The following is an 18,665-nucleotide window of genomic DNA, read 5'->3' on the forward strand; positions in this document are numbered from 1 at the left end:
TCTTCCCCCGCGCCTTGCTGGAAAAATACGCGCTCACGAACCACCACCCCGGAGAGAGACCCTCATGAACTTCACACGCCGCCAGATCCTCCAGACCACCGGCGCCTCGGCGCTGCTCGCCGGCATCGGCCAGCAGGCCTTTGCGCAGGCCGGCATCGAGACCGCGACCATCGTCACCGGCTTCGCGGCCGGCGGCACGTCCGACACCATCTGCCGCCGCGTGGCGCAGAAGCTCAGCCCCGAGTACGCCAAGGCGGCGGTGGTGGAAAACCGCACCGGCGCGGGCGGCCAGATCGCGGTCAGCTACGTCAAGGGCCGGCCCGCCGACGGCACCACCATCCTGCAGACGCCGACTTCGATCCTCACGATCTACCCGCACATCTACAAGAAGCTGCCATACGACCCGATGGTGGACCTCACCCCCGTCAGCATCGGCTGCATCTTCGACTTCGGCTTTGCGGTCGGCCCGGCCGTTCCGGCCAGCGTGAAAAGCGTGCCCGAGTTCCTGGCCTGGGCCAAGGCCAACCCGGCCGGCGCCAACTTCGGCTCGCCGGCCGCGGGTTCCACGCCGCACTTCATCGGCGCACTGCTGGGCAAGAAGGGCGGCGTCGAGCTCAAGCACGCGGCCTACCGCGGCACGCAGCCGGCCATGCTGGACCTGCTGGGCGGCAACATCTCGGCGGTGTCGGGCCCCATCGGCGACATCACGCAGCACCTGCAGTCGGGCAAGGTCCGCATCCTGGGTGTGTCGGGTGCCCAGCGCAACCGCTTCGCGCCCGATGTACCGACCTTCGGCGAACAAGGCATCAAGGACATGGCGCACAGCGAATGGTTCGCCTTCTTCCTGCCGGCCAAGGCATCGCCCGAGCTGGTGGCGCGCCTGAACACCGCCATGAAGAACACGCTCGCACAGAAGGACGTGATCGACGGACTGGGCACCTTCGGACTGGACGCCATGTCGTCCACGCCCGCGGAGCTGACCGATCTGCTCAAGAAAGACACCGCCAAGTGGGCGCCGATCGTGAAAGAGGTCGGCTTCACAGCGGAAGGTTGAACATATGAAGGAACTGCAATGAACACACTCGCTACCGCGACCTCGGCGCCCTCGGCGCTGGTCCATCCCTCGATCCACCCCGACGAGCGCGCCGCGCGCGAAGAGCTCGCGGCCTGCTATCGCATCTTCGCGATGCTGGGCTGGGTCGAGATGATCTACAACCACATCACGCTGCGGCTGCCCGACAGCGTGACCGGTGGCGAGAAGCAGTTCCTCATCAATCCCTTCGGCCTGCACTACAGCGAGGTCACGGCCAGCAACCTCGTGAAGATCGACCTGCACGGCAAGGTGCTCGACGGATCGCCGCACCCGGTGAACCCGGCCGGCTTCACCGTGCATGCCGCCATCCACGACGGCCTGCCCGGCGCGCATTGCGTGATGCACACCCACACCACGGCCGGCGTGGCCGTGGCCTGCCTGCAGGGCGGCCTGCAGCAGACCAATTTCTATACCGCCCAGCTGCACGGCATGGTGGCCTACCACGACTTCGAGGGCATCACGATCCATGCCGACGAGGGCCCGCGCCTGCTCCAGAGCATCGGCAACCGCAACGCGGTGATCCTGCGCAACCATGGCCTGCTGGCCTGGGGGCAGACGCTGCCGCAGACCTTCGCCATCCTGTGGACCCTGCAGCGCGCCTGCGAAATCCAGATGGCCACCTTCTCGATGGGCGCGGCCATTCCGGTGAGCGAGGACATCGCGCAGCGCTGCACGCGCGATGCGCTGCAGTTCAGCCCCGCGCACGGCGCCGGGCAGGACGTGTTCAACGCGCTGGTGCGGCAGGTCGACCGCATCGACCCGAGCTACAAGAACTGAGGCGCGCGCTCCCATGAAGATTTGCATTTACGGCGCCGGCGCGATCGGCGGCTGGATCGGTGCCGGCCTCGCGCAGGCCGGCGAACGGCTCAACGTGGTCGCGCGCGGCACGACGCTCGAAGCACTGCAGCAGGACGGCCTCTCGCTGATGCGCGGCGACGTGCGCACGCGCGTGCCTGTCAACGCGGTGGCCGACCCCGAAGCCCTCGGCGTGCAGGACCTGGTGGTGATCGCCGTGAAGGCGCCCGCGCTGGCCGCGGTGGCCGAACGCATCGGGCCGCTGATGGGGCGCGACACCATCGTGCTCGTTGCAATGAACGGCGTGCCGTGGTGGTTTCTGGAAGGCGGTTTCGGCGGCGAGATCACCGGGCACCGGCTGGCGGCCGTAGACCCCGAGGGCGCGATTGCCCGGGCCATTCCGGCCCGCAACGTGATCGGGTGCGTGGTGCATGCGAGCTGCTCGCTTGACGGCCCGGGCGTGGTGCGGCATCACTTCGGCAACGGGCTGATCGTGGGCGAGCCTTCGGGCGAGGCCACGCCGCGCGTGCAGAAACTGGTCGAGCTGTTGAACCGCGCGGGCATCGACACCACGCTGTCGCCGCAGATCCAGAAGGACGTGTGGTTCAAGCTCTGGGGCAACATGACGGTGAACCCGATCAGCGCGCTCACCGGCGCCACCACCGACCTGATCATGGGCGACGACTACGTGCGCGGCTTCATTTCGGCCGTGATGCTGGAGGCCAAGGAGATCGGCCGCCGCATCGGCATCGAGATCACGCAGAGCCCCGAAGACCGGCACGAAGTGACGAAGAAGCTGGGCGCATTCAAGACCTCGATGCTGCAGGACGTGGAAGCCGGCCGCTCGGTGGAACTCGATGCGCTGGTGACGGTGGTGCGCGAGCTGGGCGAGCTGACGGGCGTGGCCACGCCGTTCACCGATGCGCTGCTGGGACTGGCGCGATTGAGGACGCGGCAGCTCGGCTTGTACTGATTGAGCGGCACGCCGGGTGCCTGCGCCCGTGCGAATGCTGCTGCTGAACGAAAAAGGGCCGGTGGCCCGCCGCCATCGGGCGTGCGGACCACCGGCCCCTCTTCATTCACGCTCACCAGAGGATTCGTGCCCCCACGCCGGCCTGAACCGAGGCCTTGACGCGCGCAGCGCCGCCCGTGCTCCAGAGCTTGCCGAGTTCGCTGTACAGAGCGAAGGTCGGCGTCAGCACCAGCGTCGCGCCCGCGGCCAGCTCGGCCGATGCGCCACCGGTCGACGAGGCGATCGCGGCACGGCCGCCGGATGCGATGAAGCTGCTCACATCGTTGCCGCCGGACGCACGGTAGAAGTTGAAGCGTGCATACGGCTGCAGGCGCCCTGCGCCGAGACCGACCTCGCCCTTGATGCGCACACCCACGCGAGCGAGCCATGCGTTGTCCGGGCGTTGCCGCACCAGCGTGTTGCCGGCGATGGCCACATCGTCCAGCTTCAAGCGCTGGTGGATCAACTGAAGCTGCGGCTCGATCTTCCAGTCACCCGCACCGCCCAATGCAAACGGCTGTCCCACTTCGACCGACGCCAGCAGGCTGCGGCCCTTGCCGCTGCCGCCGCTGCCGGATTGCGTCAGCGGGTTGACGAGGTCGTAGCGATGGCGTCCGGCCTGCAGCACGGCGTCGGCATAGAACCCGTCTTCGCCGGTGTAGGTGCCATAGGCCCCCAGGTACTGATTGCGCAGGCTGTTGCTTCCCACGCTGAGGTTCTGGATGCCGCGGGCGAAGCCGCTCACGCGCATGTCGCCATCGAGCTGGCCGACATAGACACCGGCGCGCCAGCTCGAAATGCCCAGCAGATCGGTGCCGGCCTGGAAGCCGTCCAGCCGGCCACGGCTCTCGGGACTGACGGTGCCGCCCTGACGGATGTCGAGGTTGCTGGTGATGGTCCGGCCCCATGCGCGGCGCCGGCCGCCGTCGCCGAAGCCATCGGCCGAGACGGCGCTCGCGGCCTTCGCGCCGTCGTCACCCGCGCGCTGATGCCTGCTGCCCAGCATCGCCAGGCTGGCCTGGCGCAGTTGCGCGGGCAATGCGGCGAACTGCGGCACTTCGCTGCGGTAGTACGCCTGTCCCTGCGGCGTGGACGAGCTCAGGTAGGCGCCGCTGCCGATGTTGTTCAGGCGGTACTCGTAGGCCCCGCCCGTGAGCTGGCCGCCGGCCAGCACGAAGGCACCGCCCTGGACGCTGGCACCGCCTTCGGTGCCGATCACTTCCACGCCATGGCCTGCAGTGGGCGCCCCCAGCCCCACCGCATCGCCGAACTGCACGGTGGTGGTGCCGGTGGCGACTGCGGCGGCGCCGCTCAGCAGGACGCGGTCCGAGACGGTGGGGCTCACGGTACCCAACTTCAGCAGGCCGCCGTTGCCGGTCCAGGGGCCGGTGACGGTCAATGTGGTGCCCGGTCCGGCGCCTGCGAGGGAGACCGTGCCGGCGAGGTTCATGCCGGCGATGCGCTGGTCGTGGCCCCCGAGGTTCAGTGTGGCGCCCGTGTTCACCGTCATGGCGCTGGCGGCGCTGAAGGTGTTGACGGCGCCGGCCTGAAGCGTGCCGGCCGCGACCGCGGTGGTGCCGCTGTAGGTGTTGGAGCCCGACAGCGTGAACACGCCGCTGCCGGTCTTGGCCAGGCCGCCGCTGCCTGCGATCTGCCCCGAGAACATCGTGGTGCTGTCGTCCGCGCCGGTGGTCAGCGTGGCCGTTCCCAGCGAAACATGGCCGCTGCCGGACAGGGAGCCGATGGCCTGGTCGAAGTTGCCCAGGTCGAGTTGCCCCTGGGTGTCCACGAAGAACGCGCTTCTTGTGGAAAAGCCCGTGGCAGAACCGGCGCGCAACGTGCCGTTCATGACGCCGGTGGGACCGGAATAGGTGTTGGCGCCCGACAAGGTCAGCGCGCCCGTCCCCAGCTTGGCGAAGCCGCCGGGGGCCTCGCCGTCGGTGATGGCGCCCGACAGCGTCAGGCCGTGGGCCTGGGTGTCGATGGTGCCGATGCCGCTGATGCGGATGGCATTGGCCAGTGCCAAGCCATCGGCTGCGGCCTGCAATGTGGTCGCGTCGGACATTGCGAGCGTGCCGGTGCCCAGTGCGGTCGAAGAGCCGGCTCCGAGCGTGCCGCCCTGCACTTCGGTGCCGCCCGAATAGCTGTTGTTGCCGGTCAGCGTCAGCTTGCCGGCGCCGGACTTGATGAGGCTGCCGACATAGTCGGCATCGGTCTTGGTCTGGAGATGGACAACGCGCATGTCTCGAGCGTCGATTTCAATTTCGATCCTTGCATTGCTTGCAAGGATGTTCTCTCGCGAAGCATTGGTGATTGCCTGTGCCAGCGCGTCATCGCTGCGCCCGGCAATGAAATCGTTGAAGTCGTTGGGCGTGCTGTAAAAATCGGCCCAGTTCGGACGAAGAGCCTCGTAGTGCGCCAGAAGTTGCGCACCGGCCGGATCTGCGCGAACAGCGGCCAAGGCCGCGTCGACCCTCGCCGGCGTGTAGACGCCCCTGATTCTGGCGTTGAGCGCAGCCTCGAGCAGCTTTTTCCCCTTGGCCATGCCCGCCAGAAGCTCGGCAGAGGGAGCCACCGGCTCCGGAACGGCCTGCAGCCGCTTCAGGAGTCCGGTCCTCGCCTCGGGCCATGCAGCGATCTCGGCTGATTCCTCGGCCTTGCGCTGGATGAGAGCGTCCTCGGAGATGTCGTTGCGCCAGGTGTCGGCCGTGCCCGCTGGCAGGTGGTAGTTGGAACTGGAACCCCACAGGAACTGTGCCGGACCGTTCATCGCTTTCTGAGTATCGACGAGGCCCCAGCCGACGATCGCATTGGGAGCCTTGCTGCTGCTGACCTTCAGCGGTGTGATGTCACTGAACACCAGAGGATCCCTCTTGATGATCGGCCTGCTTGGGTCCACTTCCAGGTTCTGCGACGTGGTGAACAGCACCGTCAGCGCCTGTTCGTTCGTCATGTAGGGGTAGCGCTCCATGATCAGCACCAGGGCGCTCGATGCATGCGGCGCCGCTGCCGACGTCCCGTTGAAGTTGTCGTAGCTGGGCTTTGGATCGGACGCCGCCGGAGGTCCATCATCAAAGCTGGTGGACGTGGTTCCCGTGGGGGCGGCAACGCACCAGTATTTCGCAACGCCGCATTTGTTGTAGACCTGCCCTTGCTGCTGCGCGTAGCCGGTGGTCGTCATCCAGCGCCCTTCCAGCTCCGGGTGGAAGTACGGCAATGCACCACGCATGCTGGCGTTGTCGAAGCCGGTGTTGCCGGCGCTGAAGTTGTTGATGACGCCGTTCCTGGAAACCTTGATGGCCGCCTCCAGCCAGGTGCCCTGGCCGTTGTTGGCCAGCTTGTGCTGTTTATAGGCATCGGCGACATCGCTCAGGGTGCCGTACTTCTCGGCGCCGGGCTGCGAGCCCCAGCTGTTGCTGATGAGTCGCACGCCCTGGGCCGCCAGGGCGTCGTAGGCGGCGGCAAAGTACCTGGCGTCGGAGCTTGGAAACGCGGGGTCGGAGACACCGAAACGAAATCCGTCCGTTGCGTTGGTGTTGGCCTCGTAGACGGTCGCGTTGAACGCGACCCCGTGCATGCCCTTGCCGTCGCGCGCGGCGCCGATGGTGCCGCTGACCCGCGTTCCGTGCGTGTCGTTCTTGTTGTTCAGCACGCCGGAGATCCCGTTGCTCACGACCGGCACGAAGCGGCTGGCCGGCAGCTCCGGATGCTTGTCGTAGAAACCCGAATCGAGAACGCCGATGCGGATGTTCCTGCCCGTGAAGCCGGCCGCGTACGCGTACTCGGCCTTCATCGCGCCGAGTCCCCATGAGGCGTTGAATTCACCGGTGCGCCAGCTGCCGGGATTCCCCGTCTGGCCGGGGTCCTGGTCGTCCGCTGCCTGCGCGCTTGCACACGCGATCGACAGAAGCACAAGGCATGAACAGAAGGCGCTCTTTCGGAACGGTGGCACTCTCATTGTGTATTTCCCTTTTTGAGTTGGACGACGCTGCAGAAAAGCCGCTCGCCGAGCGGCAGTGAAAAAACCGATGGGCCCGCGTGACAGAGAAAGCGGAAACGAAGTCTTGGATGTGGTGTGCGGGCCAGCCGCAACGGCTCAAGCCGCGACGAGGCGGGTCTTGGAAATCAGGGTGATGCGCATCGAGGGGCAGATGCGCGAGGGGCCGCCGACCCATGTGATGTCTTGCCAGGGCTTGTTGCCCTGCCAGGTGCTGCTTGCACTTAGCCTTCCCCTTGCACTCTCGTTGTTTGCCGAAACTCGCACGAGTTTATGCAACAACTTTGTCCAATCGCAACTCAGTGTCAGTAGTTCACCATTGTTGACATTCGTGAATGTCTCGATGTGCGCGGCGGCACAGTGAACGGCCACGCCGCCGCCGTGATCGGCGACGCGCAGGACTCCAGAACCTCAGCGCGTCTTCAGCAAGACCCGCACGGCTTCGGGCAAGGAGTTGACCTGCGGCATGAAGTGATCGAGCAGCGCACCCAGCGCCACGGCGCAAACGATGGCGCCCAGCAGCGGCTTCCAGGTGAGCCGCACGGCCGCCATGAGCCAGCCTTCGCGTGCCACGCGCACCGCGGCGCGGGCCGACACATACGAGAACGCCACCTCGATGGCCACGGCCAGCAGCGCGTCCCAGCTGAAATAGAGCAGCACGAGCGAGCCGGCGCCCAGCACGATGGCCGAGCCGATCAGGAAGATCGCAACCACCGGCACCACGATGACGGCGCCTTCGTCGGCGGAGCCCGCGATGTCCAACGCGCCGGCGACGTCGGAGAGGCCGCTGCTGCTGCTGCTGCTGCCACCGTCCCCCGCGTTCACCTGGCCCTGCGGGCCAACACCGCTGCCGCTGCTTTTTCCACCGCCGAAGTCCACGCCGGGCAGATCGAAGTCGGCGTTGAGCTCTCGCCCTTCGACCAGCCGCTTGGCCCACCACCGCAGCACCAGCAGGTAGCCCAGATAGCCCATGCCCAAGGTGATGGCGTAGCGCACCGCCAGTGAGTCCACGCGGAACAGGTGCATCTGCAGCGCCGAGACGCCCCACATCAGCAGCAGCGTGAACGTGCCGATCAGGATGCCGTGCGTGCGCAGGCTGTAGTCGCGATGCAGATCGCGCTCGACCTGCGTTTCCCACAGGCGCACCGAGCGCCAGTTGGAAAGAACCTTCATTGCTGCGTGTCTGGGTCGGTGTCGGCGGGAGCGAAAGGCACGCGCTGCGCCACGGCGCACATGAGTTCGTAGCCGACGGTGCCCGCGGCCTGCGCGACTTCGTCGATGGGCAGCACCGCGCCGGTCATGGCCGAGCGGCCCCACAGCGTGACCTCGGCGCCGAATTTCGCGTCGGGCACCGGCGTGAGGTCGACAGTGATCATGTCCATGCTCACGCGGCCCACCATGCGGGTGCGCACGCCGTTCACCAGCACCGGCGTGCCGGTGTCGCAGTGGCGCGGATAGCCGTCGGCATAGCCCACCGCGGCGATGCCGATGGTCAAAGGGGCCTCGGCCGTGAACCTGGAGCCGTAGCCGATGGTGTCGCCGGACTTGAGCGTCTGCACCGAGATGAGCCGCGTTGCGAGCGTCATCGTGGGTTGCAGGTCCCAGTGCGCCGCATCGTTCAACGGAAAGTCGGGCGCGCTGCCGTAGAGCTGGATGCCGGGGCGCACCCAGTCGCCGCGCGTGCGCTCGGGGTGGCGCAGCGTGGCCGCGCTGTTGGCGACGGTGCGCTCGCCCGGCAGGTCGCGCGTGACGCGCTCGAACACTTCGAGCTGGTGGGCAATGCCGCGCTCGCCGTCGGCGTCGGAGAAGTGCGTCATCAGCGAAATCTCGTCGACCTGGGTGAGCGCGTTCAGGCGCGTCCAGGCCGAGCCGAAGCGCTCGGGCGTGAAGCCCAGGCGGTTCATGCCCGAGTTCATCTTGAGGAACACACGCTGCGGCTTCAAGGTCTTGTGGGCGGCGAGCATGTCGATCTGCTCGTCGCAATGCACGGTGTGCCAGAGGTCCAGGCGCGAGCACAGCTCCAGGTCGCGCGCCTCGAACACGCCTTCGAGCAACAGCACCGGCCCGCGCCAGCCGAGGGCGCGCACGCGCTCGGCTTCGGCCAGGTCGAGCAGCGCAAAGCCGTCCGCGCCGCGCAGGCCTTCGTAGACCCGCTCGATGCCGTGTCCATAGGCATTGGCCTTGACCACCACCCAGACGCGGGCATCGAGGGCCGAGCGGCGCACCCGCTGAACGTTGTGGCGCAGTGCATCGGTATGGACGGTGGCGAGAATGGGGCGCGGCATGGGAGGCTTTTGAAGGGGCTTCGCAGGAATGCGGACCACGTTTTAGCATTTCCGGGAATGGGGTTGAATACGGTGGGGATGCCCATTTCCACGCCGGACCCCCATGCTATAACCGCCCATTCGCCCCGGACGCGACACTTTTTCACTACCGCCAGCAGACCCCTCTGGCCAGCCAGCCCATCGATGAAGCGCGGTTTCTACACGATCATGTCGGCCCAGTTCTTTTCGTCGCTGGCCGACCAAGCGCTTTTCGTTGTTGCCGTCGATCTCATGCGAAGTTCGGGCGCGCCCGAATGGCAACGCGCGGCGCTGGTGCCGATCTTCGCGGTGTTCTATGTGGTGCTCGCGCCGCTGGTGGGCGCGTTTGCAGATGCGTTGCCCAAGGGCAAGGTGATGTTCATCAGCAATGCGATCAAGGTGGTCGGCTGCCTGATGATGCTGTTCGGCTCGCACCCGCTGTTGTCCTATTCGATCGTGGGCCTGGGCGCGGCGGCCTACTCGCCGGCCAAGTACGGCATCCTGACCGAGCTGCTGCCTTCGTCCCAACTGGTCAAGGCCAACGGCTGGATCGAGGGCCTCACGATCGCCTCCATCCTGCTGGGCATCGTGCTGGGCGGCACGCTGGTGGGCCACACGGTGTCCACCCATCTGCTGGCCTTCGACTTTCCGCTGATCGACACAGGCATCGATTCGCCGGCCGAAGCCGCCATCTCGGTGCTGATCCTGGTCTACATGCTGGCCGCCTGGTTCAACACGCGCATCCCGCACACCGGCGTCGAAATGCGGCCGCTGCGCTCCAACCCCGAACACAGCATGGCGCGCAACATCGCGGCGCTGCTGCCCGACTTCTGGCATTGCAATGCGCGCCTCTGGCGCGACCGACTCGGCCAGATTTCACTGGCCACCACCACGCTGTTCTGGGGCGCGGGCGGCAACCTCAAGTACATCGTGCTGGCGTGGGCCTCGCTGGCGCTGGGCTACAACACCACGCAGGCTTCGGCCCTCACCGGCGTGGTGACCATCGGCACGGCCGTGGGCGCCATCGTGGCCTCGATGTACATGCGGCTGGACATGGCCACCCGCGTGATCCCCATGGGCATCGCGATGGGCGTGATGGTGATCGGCATGAACTTCATCGGCAACGTCTGGCTGGCGGTGCCCTTCCTGATTATCCTGGGCGGCCTCGGCGGCTTCCTGGTGGTGCCGATGAATGCGCTGCTGCAGCATCGCGGCCACAACCTGATGGGCGCGGGCCGCTCGATCGCCGTGCAGAACTTCAACGAGCAGGCCTGCATCCTGCTACTGGGCGGCTTCTACAGCGTGTGCACGGGGCTGGGCCTGTCGGCCTACGGCGCGATCAGCGCCTTCGGCCTGGTGGTGGCGGGCTGCATGTGGATCATCAAGCGCTGGCACGACAGCAACCTGAAGAAGTACCCCGAAGAAGTCGAACACCTGCTGGCCATCGCCCGCAGCGACAAGCATCACTGACATTGCGCGAACGCGTGGGTGACAAGGCCAGCGCGCAGCGCGCCGAAGCCCTCCCCCTCCAACGCCAACATGCCCGCGCTCGCCCTCATCTTCAACGCCTTCGTATGGGGCGTGTCATGGTTTCCGTTCCGGCATGTCGAGAGCCACGGCATGCATCCGGTGTGGACCACCTGCCTGATCTATCTGGTCATCGCGACCCTCATGGGCATCGCGCGCAGGCACGCCTGGAAGGGCTTTGCGGCCTACCCGATGCTCGCGGTGCTGGGCCTGGCGGCCGGCTTCACCAACGTGGGTTTCAACTGGGCCGTGACGCAGGGCGACGTGGTGCGCGTGGTGCTGCTGTTCTACCTGATGCCGTTGTGGAGCGTGCTGCTGGCCTGGCTGCTGCTGGGTGAGCGGCCCACCGGCGGTGCGCTCGCGCGCGTGGCGCTGGCGCTCACCGGCGTGGTGGTGGTGCTCAAGACGCCGGGTACCGCCTGGCCCGTGCCTTCGAGCCTGCCCGACTGGTTGGGCGTGGCCGCCGGCTTCAGCTTTGCGGTGACCAACATCGTGCTGCGCCGCCTGCGCGAGGCGCCGGGGGAATCGCGCGCGCTGGCCATGTTCTGCGGCTGCGTCGTGGTCGCGGGCGTCACCGCCTTGGCCGGCAGCGCGCTCGGCGCCATCGCCTCGCCGATGCAGGCCGCGCCGGGCTGGATCGGCTGGGCCGCGCTGCTGGGCACCGGCTTCGTGATCGCCAATGTGTGCCTGCAGTACGGTGCCGCGCGGCTCACGGCCAGCGCCACCTCGGTGATCATGCTGTCGGAGGTGCTGTTCGCGAGCGTGTCGTCGGTGGCGCTCGGCGCGGCCACCATGGACTCGCGCATCCTCGTGGGCGGCGCGCTGATCGTGCTGGCGGCCGTCTGGGCCGCGTTTGCGCGAACGCGCGTGCGGGGCGATGATCGCGCCTCCCTGTCCACCTGAGGAACAACCACCATGACCAGCGTCTACGACTTCGAAGCCAATCAGATCGACGGCACGCCGGTAAAGCTCTCCGCCTTCAAGGGCAAGGTGCTGCTCATCGTCAACACCGCGAGCAAATGCGGCTTCACGCCGCAGTTCGCGGGGCTGGAAGCACTGCATGAGAAATACGCCGGGCAGGGCCTCGCAGTGCTGGGTTTTCCGTCGAACCAGTTCGGCTCGCAGGACCCGGGCACCAACGAGGAAATCGGCGCCTTCTGCACCAGGAACTACGGCGTGAGTTTTCCGATGATGGAGAAGATCGACGTCAACGGCAGCGGCGCGGCGCCGCTCTACCAGTGGCTCACCAAGGAAAAGCCGGGCCTCCTGGGCCTGACGGCCATCAAGTGGAACTTCACCAAGTTCCTGATCGGGCGCGACGGCACCGTGCTCAAGCGCTACGCGCCGCTGGACACCCCGGCTTCGCTCACGCGCGACATCGAGGCGGCGCTGGCAACAGCCGCCGCCTAGAGCGACCCGTCAGAAGCGGAAGCTGGCGGTCTTGGAGCCGCCGCCCACCGTCACTGTCTGGCTCTTGGTCTGCCCGTTCGAGGTGGCGTCGATGGTGTAGCGGCCGGCCGGAATGTCGATCAGGCAGACCGGGCCCGTGGCCGTGAAAGCCATGGCGGCGGAAGCGTTGTCGCCCCCGCCCTTGATCGCAACATCCAGGTTGGCCAGGTAGGCCCCGTCGGCGCGTGCGAACAGCAGCGCGAGCGGATGGTCCTTCATGGCCGCGCGCATGGCGCCCGACTCGTCGGAGCCGATGCCGCCGCACACATAGCGCGTGGGTCCCGTTCCCTGCCATGCCGGCATGGCGGACTGGGCGTGCGCCGCCAGGGCGGCACCCGCACAAGCGCAGGCCAGAAGAATGCGGCGGAGGGGAAGTCGAAAAACGTGGGACATGGCACAAGCTCCTTGCAAATTCGGTGCGCCATGATGCGCCGCAAGCGCCCGCCGCGCGAGTCGGACCGAACCCTGCCCCGCTGTGCGCTCAGGCCTTGCCGTGCAGGCCCAGCGCCTCGTCGAGCAGCTCCACCCAGTGCCGCACCGGCGTGTCTGCACTGCCGCTTTGCAGGTGCGTGATGCAGCCGATGTTGGCCGAGGCGATGGTGGTCGGCTGCAGCTGCTTGAGGTGCCCCAGCTTGCGGTCGCGCAGCGGGTACGCCAGTTCGGGCTGCAGCACCGAGTAGGTGCCCGCCGAGCCGCAGCACAGGTGCGCTTCGTTCATGGCCACGCGCACGTCGAAGCCCAGGGCGCGCAGATGCGTCTCGACGCCGCCGCGCAGCTTCTGGCCGTGCTGCAGCGTGCAGGGCGGGTGGTAGGCGATCACGCCCTCCGGCGCGCGCACGTGGGCCTTCAGTGCGGGCACCAGGTCGGGCAGCAGCTCGCTCAGGTCGCGCGTCAGTTCGCTGATGCGGGCCGCCTTCAGTGCATAGGCCGCATCGTGCTGCAGGATGTGGCCGTACTCGCGCACCGTGACGCCGCAGCCCGAGGCGTTCATCACGATGGCCTCGACCTCGTTGCGCTCCACCTGCGGCCACCAGGCGTCGATGTTGGCGCGCATCTGCGCCTTGCCGCCTTCCTGGTCGTTGAGGTGGAACTTCACCGCGCCGCAGCAGCCGGCCTCCTTCGCGATCACGACCTGGATCCCGGCCGCATCGAGTACGCGCGCGGTGGCGCTGTTGATGTTGGGCATCATCGACGGCTGCACGCAGCCCGCGAGCATCAGCACCTTGCGTGCGTGCGTGGCGGTGGGCCATGCGCCCGCCTCCTGCTTCGCGGGCACCTTGGCCTTGAGCGCGCCGGGCAGCAGGCCGCGCACCGACTGGCCCAGCTTCATCGCGGGGCCGAAGAGCGGCGACGGCAGCCCTTCTTTCAGCAGCCAGCGCTTGGCCGACTCCATGGCCGGACGCGGCACCTTCTCGTCGACGATCTTGCGGCCGATGTCCACCAGGTTGCCGTATTGCACGCCGCTCGGACAGGTGCTCTCGCAGTTGCGGCAGGTCAGGCACCGATCCAGGTGCAGCTGCGTGCTGCGCGTCGGCGTCTTGCCTTCTAGCACCTGCTTGATGAGGTAGATGCGCCCGCGCGGGCCGTCGAGCTCGTCACCCAGCAGCTGGTAGGTCGGGCAGGTGGCGGTGCAGAAGCCGCAGTGCACGCACTTGCGCAGGATGGCTTCGGCCTCGCGGCCTTCGTCGGTGTCGCGGAATTCGGGGGCCAGTTCGGTTTGCATCGCGGGTGTCTTTTCTTTTTTATTTACTCGTCGGCGGGATCGTGGGCCAGGAGGCGGCCGCGATCGAAGAGACGGTGCGGATCGAACTCCTGCATCAGCGCGCGGTGGATGCGGGCCACCGGCGCACTCAGTGCGTCGAAGCGCGGCACGCCGGTTTCCGCAGCGCGGGAGGCGGGCATGCGGAACAGCGTGGCGTGTCCGCCGGCGGCATGCGCGGCTTCGCGGATGCGGGCGGCTTGCTCGGGCGGCGCCTTGTACCAGCGTTGCCCGCCATGCCATTCGATCAGCGGTGCGGTGGTGCCTTCGAGGGCGATCACGGGCGCGGTCTGCGGCAGCGACAGGCGCCAGAGCGCGTCCTTTGCCTCCGGCCTATCGGTGGAAGCAAACCACGGCAGTTGCTGGTCTCGCAAGGCCTGCCAGTCGGCGGCGGCGCGCGCGTTGTCCTTGCGCTCGCCGCCCAAGTGCGCGCACGCGGCCTCCACGGCGGCGACGGCGCCACGCAGCCGCAGGCGCAGCACACCGGCACCCGCGTGTTCGAACCAGCAGCTCGCATTCAGCGGCAGCGGCCGCCCGCCCCATTCGTTGAGCAAGCGCAGCGCATCGGCCTGGCTGCATGGCGCGAATTCCAGCGTAGCCTCGGCCGGCGCGACGGGCAGCACCTTGAGGCTCACCTCGGCGATCACGCCCAGCGTGCCCAGCGATCCGGCCAGCACGCGCGAGACGTCGTAGCCCGCCACGTTCTTCATCACCTGTCCGCCGAAGCTCAGCACCTCGCCCCGGCCGTTGACCAGCGTGGCGCCGAGCACGTAGTCGCGCACCGCGCCCACGCTGGCGCGTGCGGGGCCGCTGAGACCGGCCGCAACCATGCCGCCCACCGTTCCGCCCGCGCCGAAGTGCGGCGGCTCGAAGGGCAGGCACTGGCCCTGTTCGGCCAGCACGGCGTCGAGTTCCGCGAGTGGCGTGCCGGCGCGCACGGTGACCACCAGCTCGCTCGGCTCGTAGCTCGCGATGCCGGTGAGTGCGGCCGTGCTCAGGACCTCGCCGCGCGGCACTTCGCCGTGAAAGTCCTTGGTGCCGCCGCCGCGAATGCGAAGCGGCGTGGCGTCGGCAGCGGCGGCGCGGATGCGCTCGGCGATCGGGTGGAAGGCTGAATCCATGGTCATTTTTCTTCTTGTCGTTCTCGGATCAGAAGCGCGGCAGGTCGGGGTGCGGCAGCTTTCCGCCGCGCACCACCTGCTTGCCGTACTCCGCGCAGCGCTGCAGCGTCGGAATCACCTTGCCGGGGTTCAAGAGGCCGTCCGGATCGAAGGCGCGCTTGACGCCGAACATCTGTTCGTTTTCGGCCGCGGTGAACTGCACGCACATGCTGTTGAGCTTCTCGATGCCCACGCCGTGCTCGCCCGACACCGTGCCGCCCATGGCCACGCTGGTCTCCAAAATATCGGCGCCGAAGAGCTCACAGCGATGCAGCTCGTCGGGGTCGTTCGCATCGAAGAGCACCAGCGGGTGCAGGTTGCCGTCACCCGCGTGGAACACGTTGCAGCAGCGCAGCCTGTACTTCTTCTCCATCTCCTGAATGGCAAGCAGGATGTCCGCCAGCCGCTTGCGCGGAATGGTCGAATCCAGGCACATGTAGTCGGGGCTGATGCGGCCCGACGCCGGAAAGGCGTTCTTGCGGCCGCTCCAGAATTTCATGCGCTCGTCTTCGCTGCTGCTCACCGCGATGGCGGTGGCGCCGCAGCCGCGCAGCACGGCGGTCATGCGGCCGATTTCTTCTTCGACCTCCTCGGGCGTGCCGTCCGATTCGCACAGCAGGATTGCCGCGGCATCGAGGTCGTAGCCCGCGCGCACGAAGTCTTCGACGGCGGCGGTCATGGGCTTGTCCATCATCTCCAGCCCGGCGGGAATGATGCCGGCCGCGATCACCGCAGCCACCGCATCGCCGGCCTTTCGCACGTCGTCGAAGCTGGCCATGATGCAGCGCGCGAGCTGCGGCTTGGGCACCAGCTTGACGGTGACCTCGGTGGTCACGGCCAGCATGCCTTCGCTGCCGATGACCAGCGCGAGCAGGTCGAGCCCCGGCGCATCGAGCGCTTCGCCGCCGAACTCGATGGCCTCGCCCTCGGCGGTGAAGCCGCGCACGCGCAGCACGTTGTGCAGCGTGAGGCCGTACTTGAGGCAATGCACGCCGCCCGAGTTCTCGGCCACGTTGCCGCCGATGGTGCAGGCGATCTGGCTCGACGGGTCGGGCGCGTAGTAGAGGTTGAACGGCGCGGCCGCCTCGCTGATCGCGAGGTTGCGCACGCCGCACTGCACGACGGCCGTGCGGCTCACCGGGTCGATCTTCAGGATGCGGTTGAACTTGGCGAGCGAGAGCGTCACACCCAGCGCATGCGGCATCGCGCCACCCGAAAGTCCGGTGCCCGCGCCGCGCGCGACCACGGGCACACCGAGCCGGTGGCAGGTCTTGAGCACCGCGGCGACCTGCGCCTCGGTTTCGGGCAGGGCCACGACCAGCGGCCGCTGCCGGTAGGCGGTGAGGCCGTCGCACTCGTAGGGCGTGGTGTCCTCGGCGTGCCAGATCAGCGCATGCGCGGGCAAGTAGGCTTGCAGCGCCTGCACGACCTGCGACTGGCGTTCCGTTTTCTGCAGCGAGCCGTGCTGGACGGCGGTGAGCGGCGCATTCATGCGGCGGGCCTCGTCTTTCTCTTGTCGTTCTGGCGGGATGTCTCGTGGTGTACCGCACTCTACGGAAATGCGGCGCCCGTGGGTTGAAGCTTTTTTGCGCGGCGCTTGAGAGAACTTTGCCGTGGGGCGCACTCCGTCAGCGCAGGCTCTGCGCGAGCCAGTCGACAAAAGCTGCGCATTCCCAGCGGTCGAGGGTGCCGGGTTGCCAGCAGATGGTGTGCCGGTGCGGCGACGGCACGGCCCGGTCGGAGAGCGCCACCAGACGGCCCGATTCGAACCACGCGGCGCCCATCTTCTGCCGCACCAGCGCCACGCCGAAGCCGCTTGCGGCCGCGTCGTAGACGAGCCCCAGGTCGTTGAACTGCGAGCCGACGTGCGGCTCGGGCTGATCGATGCCGCAGCCTGCGAACCAGGTGCCCCAGGGTTCGAGCGGGCTGCGGATCAGCCGCGCGCTGGCGATCTCGGCGGCGGTGCGAAAGCCGTCGAAGGGTCCGAATTCGTTGAGGTAGCTCGGGCTGCAGGCCGGTACCACTTCTTCTTCGAGCAGCAGGCGGTGCTCGCAATCGGCATACGCGCCGGTGCCGTAGCGCACTTCGAGGTCGGCCTGTTCGGCGGTCACATCGAGCAGCGGGATCGACACCTGCAGCACCAGTTCGATGTCCGGGTAGATGTTGCGGAACAGTTCGAGCCGGGGCATGAGGAACACGCGGCTGAAGGTCGGCGTGACGGCAATGCGCAGGCGCGTGGCGCGCGGTGCTGCGTTGGCGAGCGGCGTGGCCTGCAGCGCGGCGAGGCCGGTGCGCACGTTCGCAAGGTAGGCGGCACCGTCGGCGGTCAGGCTGAAATCGCTGCGGCCGAAGAGCTTGAAGCCGACGTGCGCTTCGAGCTGGCGGATGCGGTGGCTGACTGCGCTGGGCGTGACGCACAGTTCATCGGCTGCGCGGCCTGCGTGGCGCAACCTGGCCACGGCTTCGAAAGTGAGCAGGCACTGGATGGGCGGGATGTGCTGGAGGGCCACGGTTTCAAGCGCTCTTCATTGGTCCGGGGCGCGTGCACAGAGCACCCTAGTCCTCGAAGAAGCTGACGGGCAGCCCCGGCACATCGACGCGCATCGAGATCACCGTGCCCGATGCCGGCAGCCGCTCGATCTCCGCCGCAGGCCGCCCCTTGCGACCGCTGGTGACGAAAAGCGTCTTGAGATCGTCGCCGCCGAAGCACGGCATCGTCGGGCACTGAACAGGAACGGGAACAGAAGCCACGATGTCACCGGACGGTGTGAAGCGCAGCAGTTGCGCACCTTCGAACATCGCGACCCAGTAGTGGCCTTCCGCATCGACCGTCGCGCCATCGGGACGGCCTTGATAACTGACGGGCGAGTCGGGGGTCCAGCCTTCGGGCTTGGCATCGAACTGATGGAACACGCGGGCGTGCGAGAGCGCGTTGGCCTGTGCGTCCCAGTCCCACGCACACACCACATGCGCGGCGGTGTCGGCCCAGTAGAGGGTGCGGGCGTCGGGCGAGAACGCGAGGCCGTTGGCGGTGGTGGACTCGTTGGCCATCTGCGTGAGCGTGGGGGCGATGTCCGTACCGGGGCGCGCGTCGAAGCAGTAGAGCGCGGCATTGGCGCGGTCCTTCGCCTCGTTGAGCGAACCGCCCCAGAAGCGGCCGAGCGGATCGCACTTGCCGTCGTTGAAACGCATGGTGCGCACATCGTGCTCCACGCGCGCCATTGCGACCAGCTCACCGCCCCATTCGCGCGCGCGGTAGATGCCGTCGCGCAGCGCGATCACCAGGCCGCCGCTTCGGGCCGGGGCCATGCAGCCGGGCTCGGTGGCAAGCGCCCATCGCTCGACCGTGGCGGATGGCGTTCCGATCTCGCCGCGCGTTCGCAGCACGGCGCGGCCGGGGATGTCGAGCCAGTAGAGGGCGCGTTCTTCAGGGTGCCAGAACGGCGATTCGCCGAGCTCGCAGAGGCTGTTGTCCAGGGAGGTCCACATGGTGGGCGATTGTGCCCCCGGCCACCGAAGCCGCAGGCAAAAAAAAGCCCGCTGGCGCCGAAGCGCTCGCGGGCTGAACAT

15 protein-coding genes are annotated in these 18,665 nt (G+C 67.7%); 6 read left to right on the forward strand and 9 right to left on the reverse strand.

Translation table 11 applies throughout. The annotated features are described in order from the left end of the window. Nucleotides 1-64: 64 nt before the first annotated feature. From ABIC90_RS12285 to ABIC90_RS12295, 3 genes are read left to right on the forward strand one after another with little or no spacing between them, the layout of a single operon-like run. Complete coding sequence (locus ABIC90_RS12285; protein WP_354354391.1) at nt 65-1,054, forward strand: Bug family tripartite tricarboxylate transporter substrate binding protein; 990 nt, start codon at nt 65-67, stop codon at nt 1,052-1,054. Nucleotides 1,055-1,072: 18 nt separating this feature from the next. Next, nucleotides 1,073-1,870, forward strand: a complete 798-nt coding sequence (locus ABIC90_RS12290) for a class II aldolase/adducin family protein (RefSeq protein ID WP_354354392.1) — start codon at nt 1,073-1,075, stop codon at nt 1,868-1,870. Between the two features lie 13 nt (nt 1,871-1,883). Then, nucleotides 1,884-2,861: a 2-dehydropantoate 2-reductase gene (locus tag ABIC90_RS12295; RefSeq protein ID WP_354354393.1), complete on the forward strand. Its 978-nt coding sequence runs from the start codon at nt 1,884-1,886 to the stop codon at nt 2,859-2,861. Between the two features lie 112 nt (nt 2,862-2,973). On the opposite strand, the gene ABIC90_RS12300 is transcribed toward ABIC90_RS12295, so the two are convergent. From ABIC90_RS12300 to alr, 3 genes are all read right to left on the reverse strand, one after another. Further along, the gene (locus ABIC90_RS12300; protein WP_354354394.1) at nt 2,974-6,813 is read right to left on the reverse strand and encodes an autotransporter outer membrane beta-barrel domain-containing protein; all 3,840 of its coding nucleotides are present in this window, start codon (nt 6,811-6,813) and stop codon (nt 2,974-2,976) included. 495 nt (nt 6,814-7,308) lie between these two features. Next, the gene (locus tag ABIC90_RS12305) at nt 7,309-8,070 is read right to left on the reverse strand and encodes a hypothetical protein (RefSeq protein WP_354354395.1); all 762 of its coding nucleotides are present in this window, start codon (nt 8,068-8,070) and stop codon (nt 7,309-7,311) included. Further along, the gene (gene alr / locus ABIC90_RS12310) at nt 8,067-9,182 is read right to left on the reverse strand and encodes an alanine racemase (protein ID WP_354354396.1); all 1,116 of its coding nucleotides are present in this window, start codon (nt 9,180-9,182) and stop codon (nt 8,067-8,069) included. The genes ABIC90_RS12305 and alr overlap by 4 nt, the downstream gene beginning before the upstream one ends. Before the next feature lie 183 nt (nt 9,183-9,365). On the opposite strand from alr, the gene lplT reads away from it, so the two are divergent. From lplT to ABIC90_RS12325, 3 genes are all read left to right on the forward strand, one after another. Beyond that, a complete protein-coding gene (lplT, locus tag ABIC90_RS12315) occupies nt 9,366-10,670 on the forward strand; it encodes a lysophospholipid transporter LplT (protein WP_354354397.1) in 1,305 nt (434 codons plus the stop codon). 69 nt (nt 10,671-10,739) lie between these two features. Then, nucleotides 10,740-11,630, forward strand: a complete 891-nt coding sequence (locus ABIC90_RS12320) for a DMT family transporter (RefSeq protein ID WP_354354398.1) — start codon at nt 10,740-10,742, stop codon at nt 11,628-11,630. 12 nt (nt 11,631-11,642) lie between these two features. Then, the gene (locus ABIC90_RS12325; protein ID WP_354354399.1) at nt 11,643-12,137 is read left to right on the forward strand and encodes a glutathione peroxidase; all 495 of its coding nucleotides are present in this window, start codon (nt 11,643-11,645) and stop codon (nt 12,135-12,137) included. 9 nt (nt 12,138-12,146) lie between these two features. Here the strand turns inward: ABIC90_RS12325 and ABIC90_RS12330 are convergent, their stop codons facing one another. The 6 genes from ABIC90_RS12330 to ABIC90_RS12355 all read right to left on the reverse strand — a co-directional run bounded on the left by ABIC90_RS12330 (nt 12,147) and on the right by ABIC90_RS12355 (nt 18,584). Beyond that, complete coding sequence (locus tag ABIC90_RS12330) at nt 12,147-12,569, reverse strand: carboxypeptidase regulatory-like domain-containing protein (RefSeq protein ID WP_354354400.1); 423 nt, start codon at nt 12,567-12,569, stop codon at nt 12,147-12,149. Between the two features lie 88 nt (nt 12,570-12,657). Beyond that, nucleotides 12,658-13,899, reverse strand: coding sequence for a glycolate oxidase subunit GlcF (glcF, locus tag ABIC90_RS12335; RefSeq protein WP_354354401.1), 1,242 nt, complete (start codon nt 13,897-13,899; stop codon nt 12,658-12,660). 23 nt (nt 13,900-13,922) lie between these two features. Continuing rightward, a complete protein-coding gene (gene glcE, locus ABIC90_RS12340) occupies nt 13,923-15,056 on the reverse strand; it encodes a glycolate oxidase subunit GlcE (RefSeq protein WP_436318202.1) in 1,134 nt (377 codons plus the stop codon). A gap of 28 nt (nt 15,057-15,084) precedes the next feature. Beyond that, nucleotides 15,085-16,587, reverse strand: coding sequence for an FAD-linked oxidase C-terminal domain-containing protein (locus ABIC90_RS12345; protein WP_354354403.1), 1,503 nt, complete (start codon nt 16,585-16,587; stop codon nt 15,085-15,087). 136 nt (nt 16,588-16,723) lie between these two features. Next, nucleotides 16,724-17,605, reverse strand: a complete 882-nt coding sequence (locus tag ABIC90_RS12350; RefSeq protein ID WP_354354404.1) for a LysR substrate-binding domain-containing protein — start codon at nt 17,603-17,605, stop codon at nt 16,724-16,726. Between the two features lie 46 nt (nt 17,606-17,651). Further along, nucleotides 17,652-18,584, reverse strand: coding sequence for an SMP-30/gluconolactonase/LRE family protein (locus ABIC90_RS12355; RefSeq protein WP_354354405.1), 933 nt, complete (start codon nt 18,582-18,584; stop codon nt 17,652-17,654). Between the last annotated feature and the right edge of the window lie 81 nt (nt 18,585-18,665).

Source organism: Variovorax boronicumulans, from assembly GCF_040544675.1.
GTDB classification, from domain to species: domain Bacteria; phylum Pseudomonadota; class Gammaproteobacteria; order Burkholderiales; family Burkholderiaceae_C; genus Variovorax; species Variovorax boronicumulans_D.

Bases quoted from the DNA above. Each gene is read 5' to 3' on its own strand.
- ABIC90_RS12345 (WP_354354403.1), bottom strand. From the start codon at position 16,587: ATGAATGCGCCGCTCACCGCCGTCCAGCACGGCTCGCTGCAGAAAACG.
- ABIC90_RS12320 (WP_354354398.1), top strand. From the start codon at position 10,740: ATGCCCGCGCTCGCCCTCATCTTCAACGCCTTCGTATGGGGCGTGTCA.
- ABIC90_RS12285 (WP_354354391.1), top strand. From the start codon at position 65: ATGAACTTCACACGCCGCCAGATCCTCCAGACCACCGGCGCCTCGGCG.
- lplT (WP_354354397.1), top strand. From the start codon at position 9,366: ATGAAGCGCGGTTTCTACACGATCATGTCGGCCCAGTTCTTTTCGTCG.
- ABIC90_RS12290 (WP_354354392.1), top strand. From the start codon at position 1,073: ATGAACACACTCGCTACCGCGACCTCGGCGCCCTCGGCGCTGGTCCAT.
- ABIC90_RS12305 (WP_354354395.1), bottom strand. From the start codon at position 8,070: ATGAAGGTTCTTTCCAACTGGCGCTCGGTGCGCCTGTGGGAAACGCAG.
- ABIC90_RS12295 (WP_354354393.1), top strand. From the start codon at position 1,884: ATGAAGATTTGCATTTACGGCGCCGGCGCGATCGGCGGCTGGATCGGT.
- glcE (WP_436318202.1), bottom strand. From the start codon at position 15,056: ATGGATTCAGCCTTCCACCCGATCGCCGAGCGCATCCGCGCCGCCGCT.
- ABIC90_RS12355 (WP_354354405.1), bottom strand. From the start codon at position 18,584: ATGTGGACCTCCCTGGACAACAGCCTCTGCGAGCTCGGCGAATCGCCG.
- glcF (WP_354354401.1), bottom strand. From the start codon at position 13,899: ATGCAAACCGAACTGGCCCCCGAATTCCGCGACACCGACGAAGGCCGC.
- alr (WP_354354396.1), bottom strand. From the start codon at position 9,182: ATGCCGCGCCCCATTCTCGCCACCGTCCATACCGATGCACTGCGCCAC.
- ABIC90_RS12325 (WP_354354399.1), top strand. From the start codon at position 11,643: ATGACCAGCGTCTACGACTTCGAAGCCAATCAGATCGACGGCACGCCG.
- ABIC90_RS12330 (WP_354354400.1), bottom strand. From the start codon at position 12,569: ATGTCCCACGTTTTTCGACTTCCCCTCCGCCGCATTCTTCTGGCCTGC.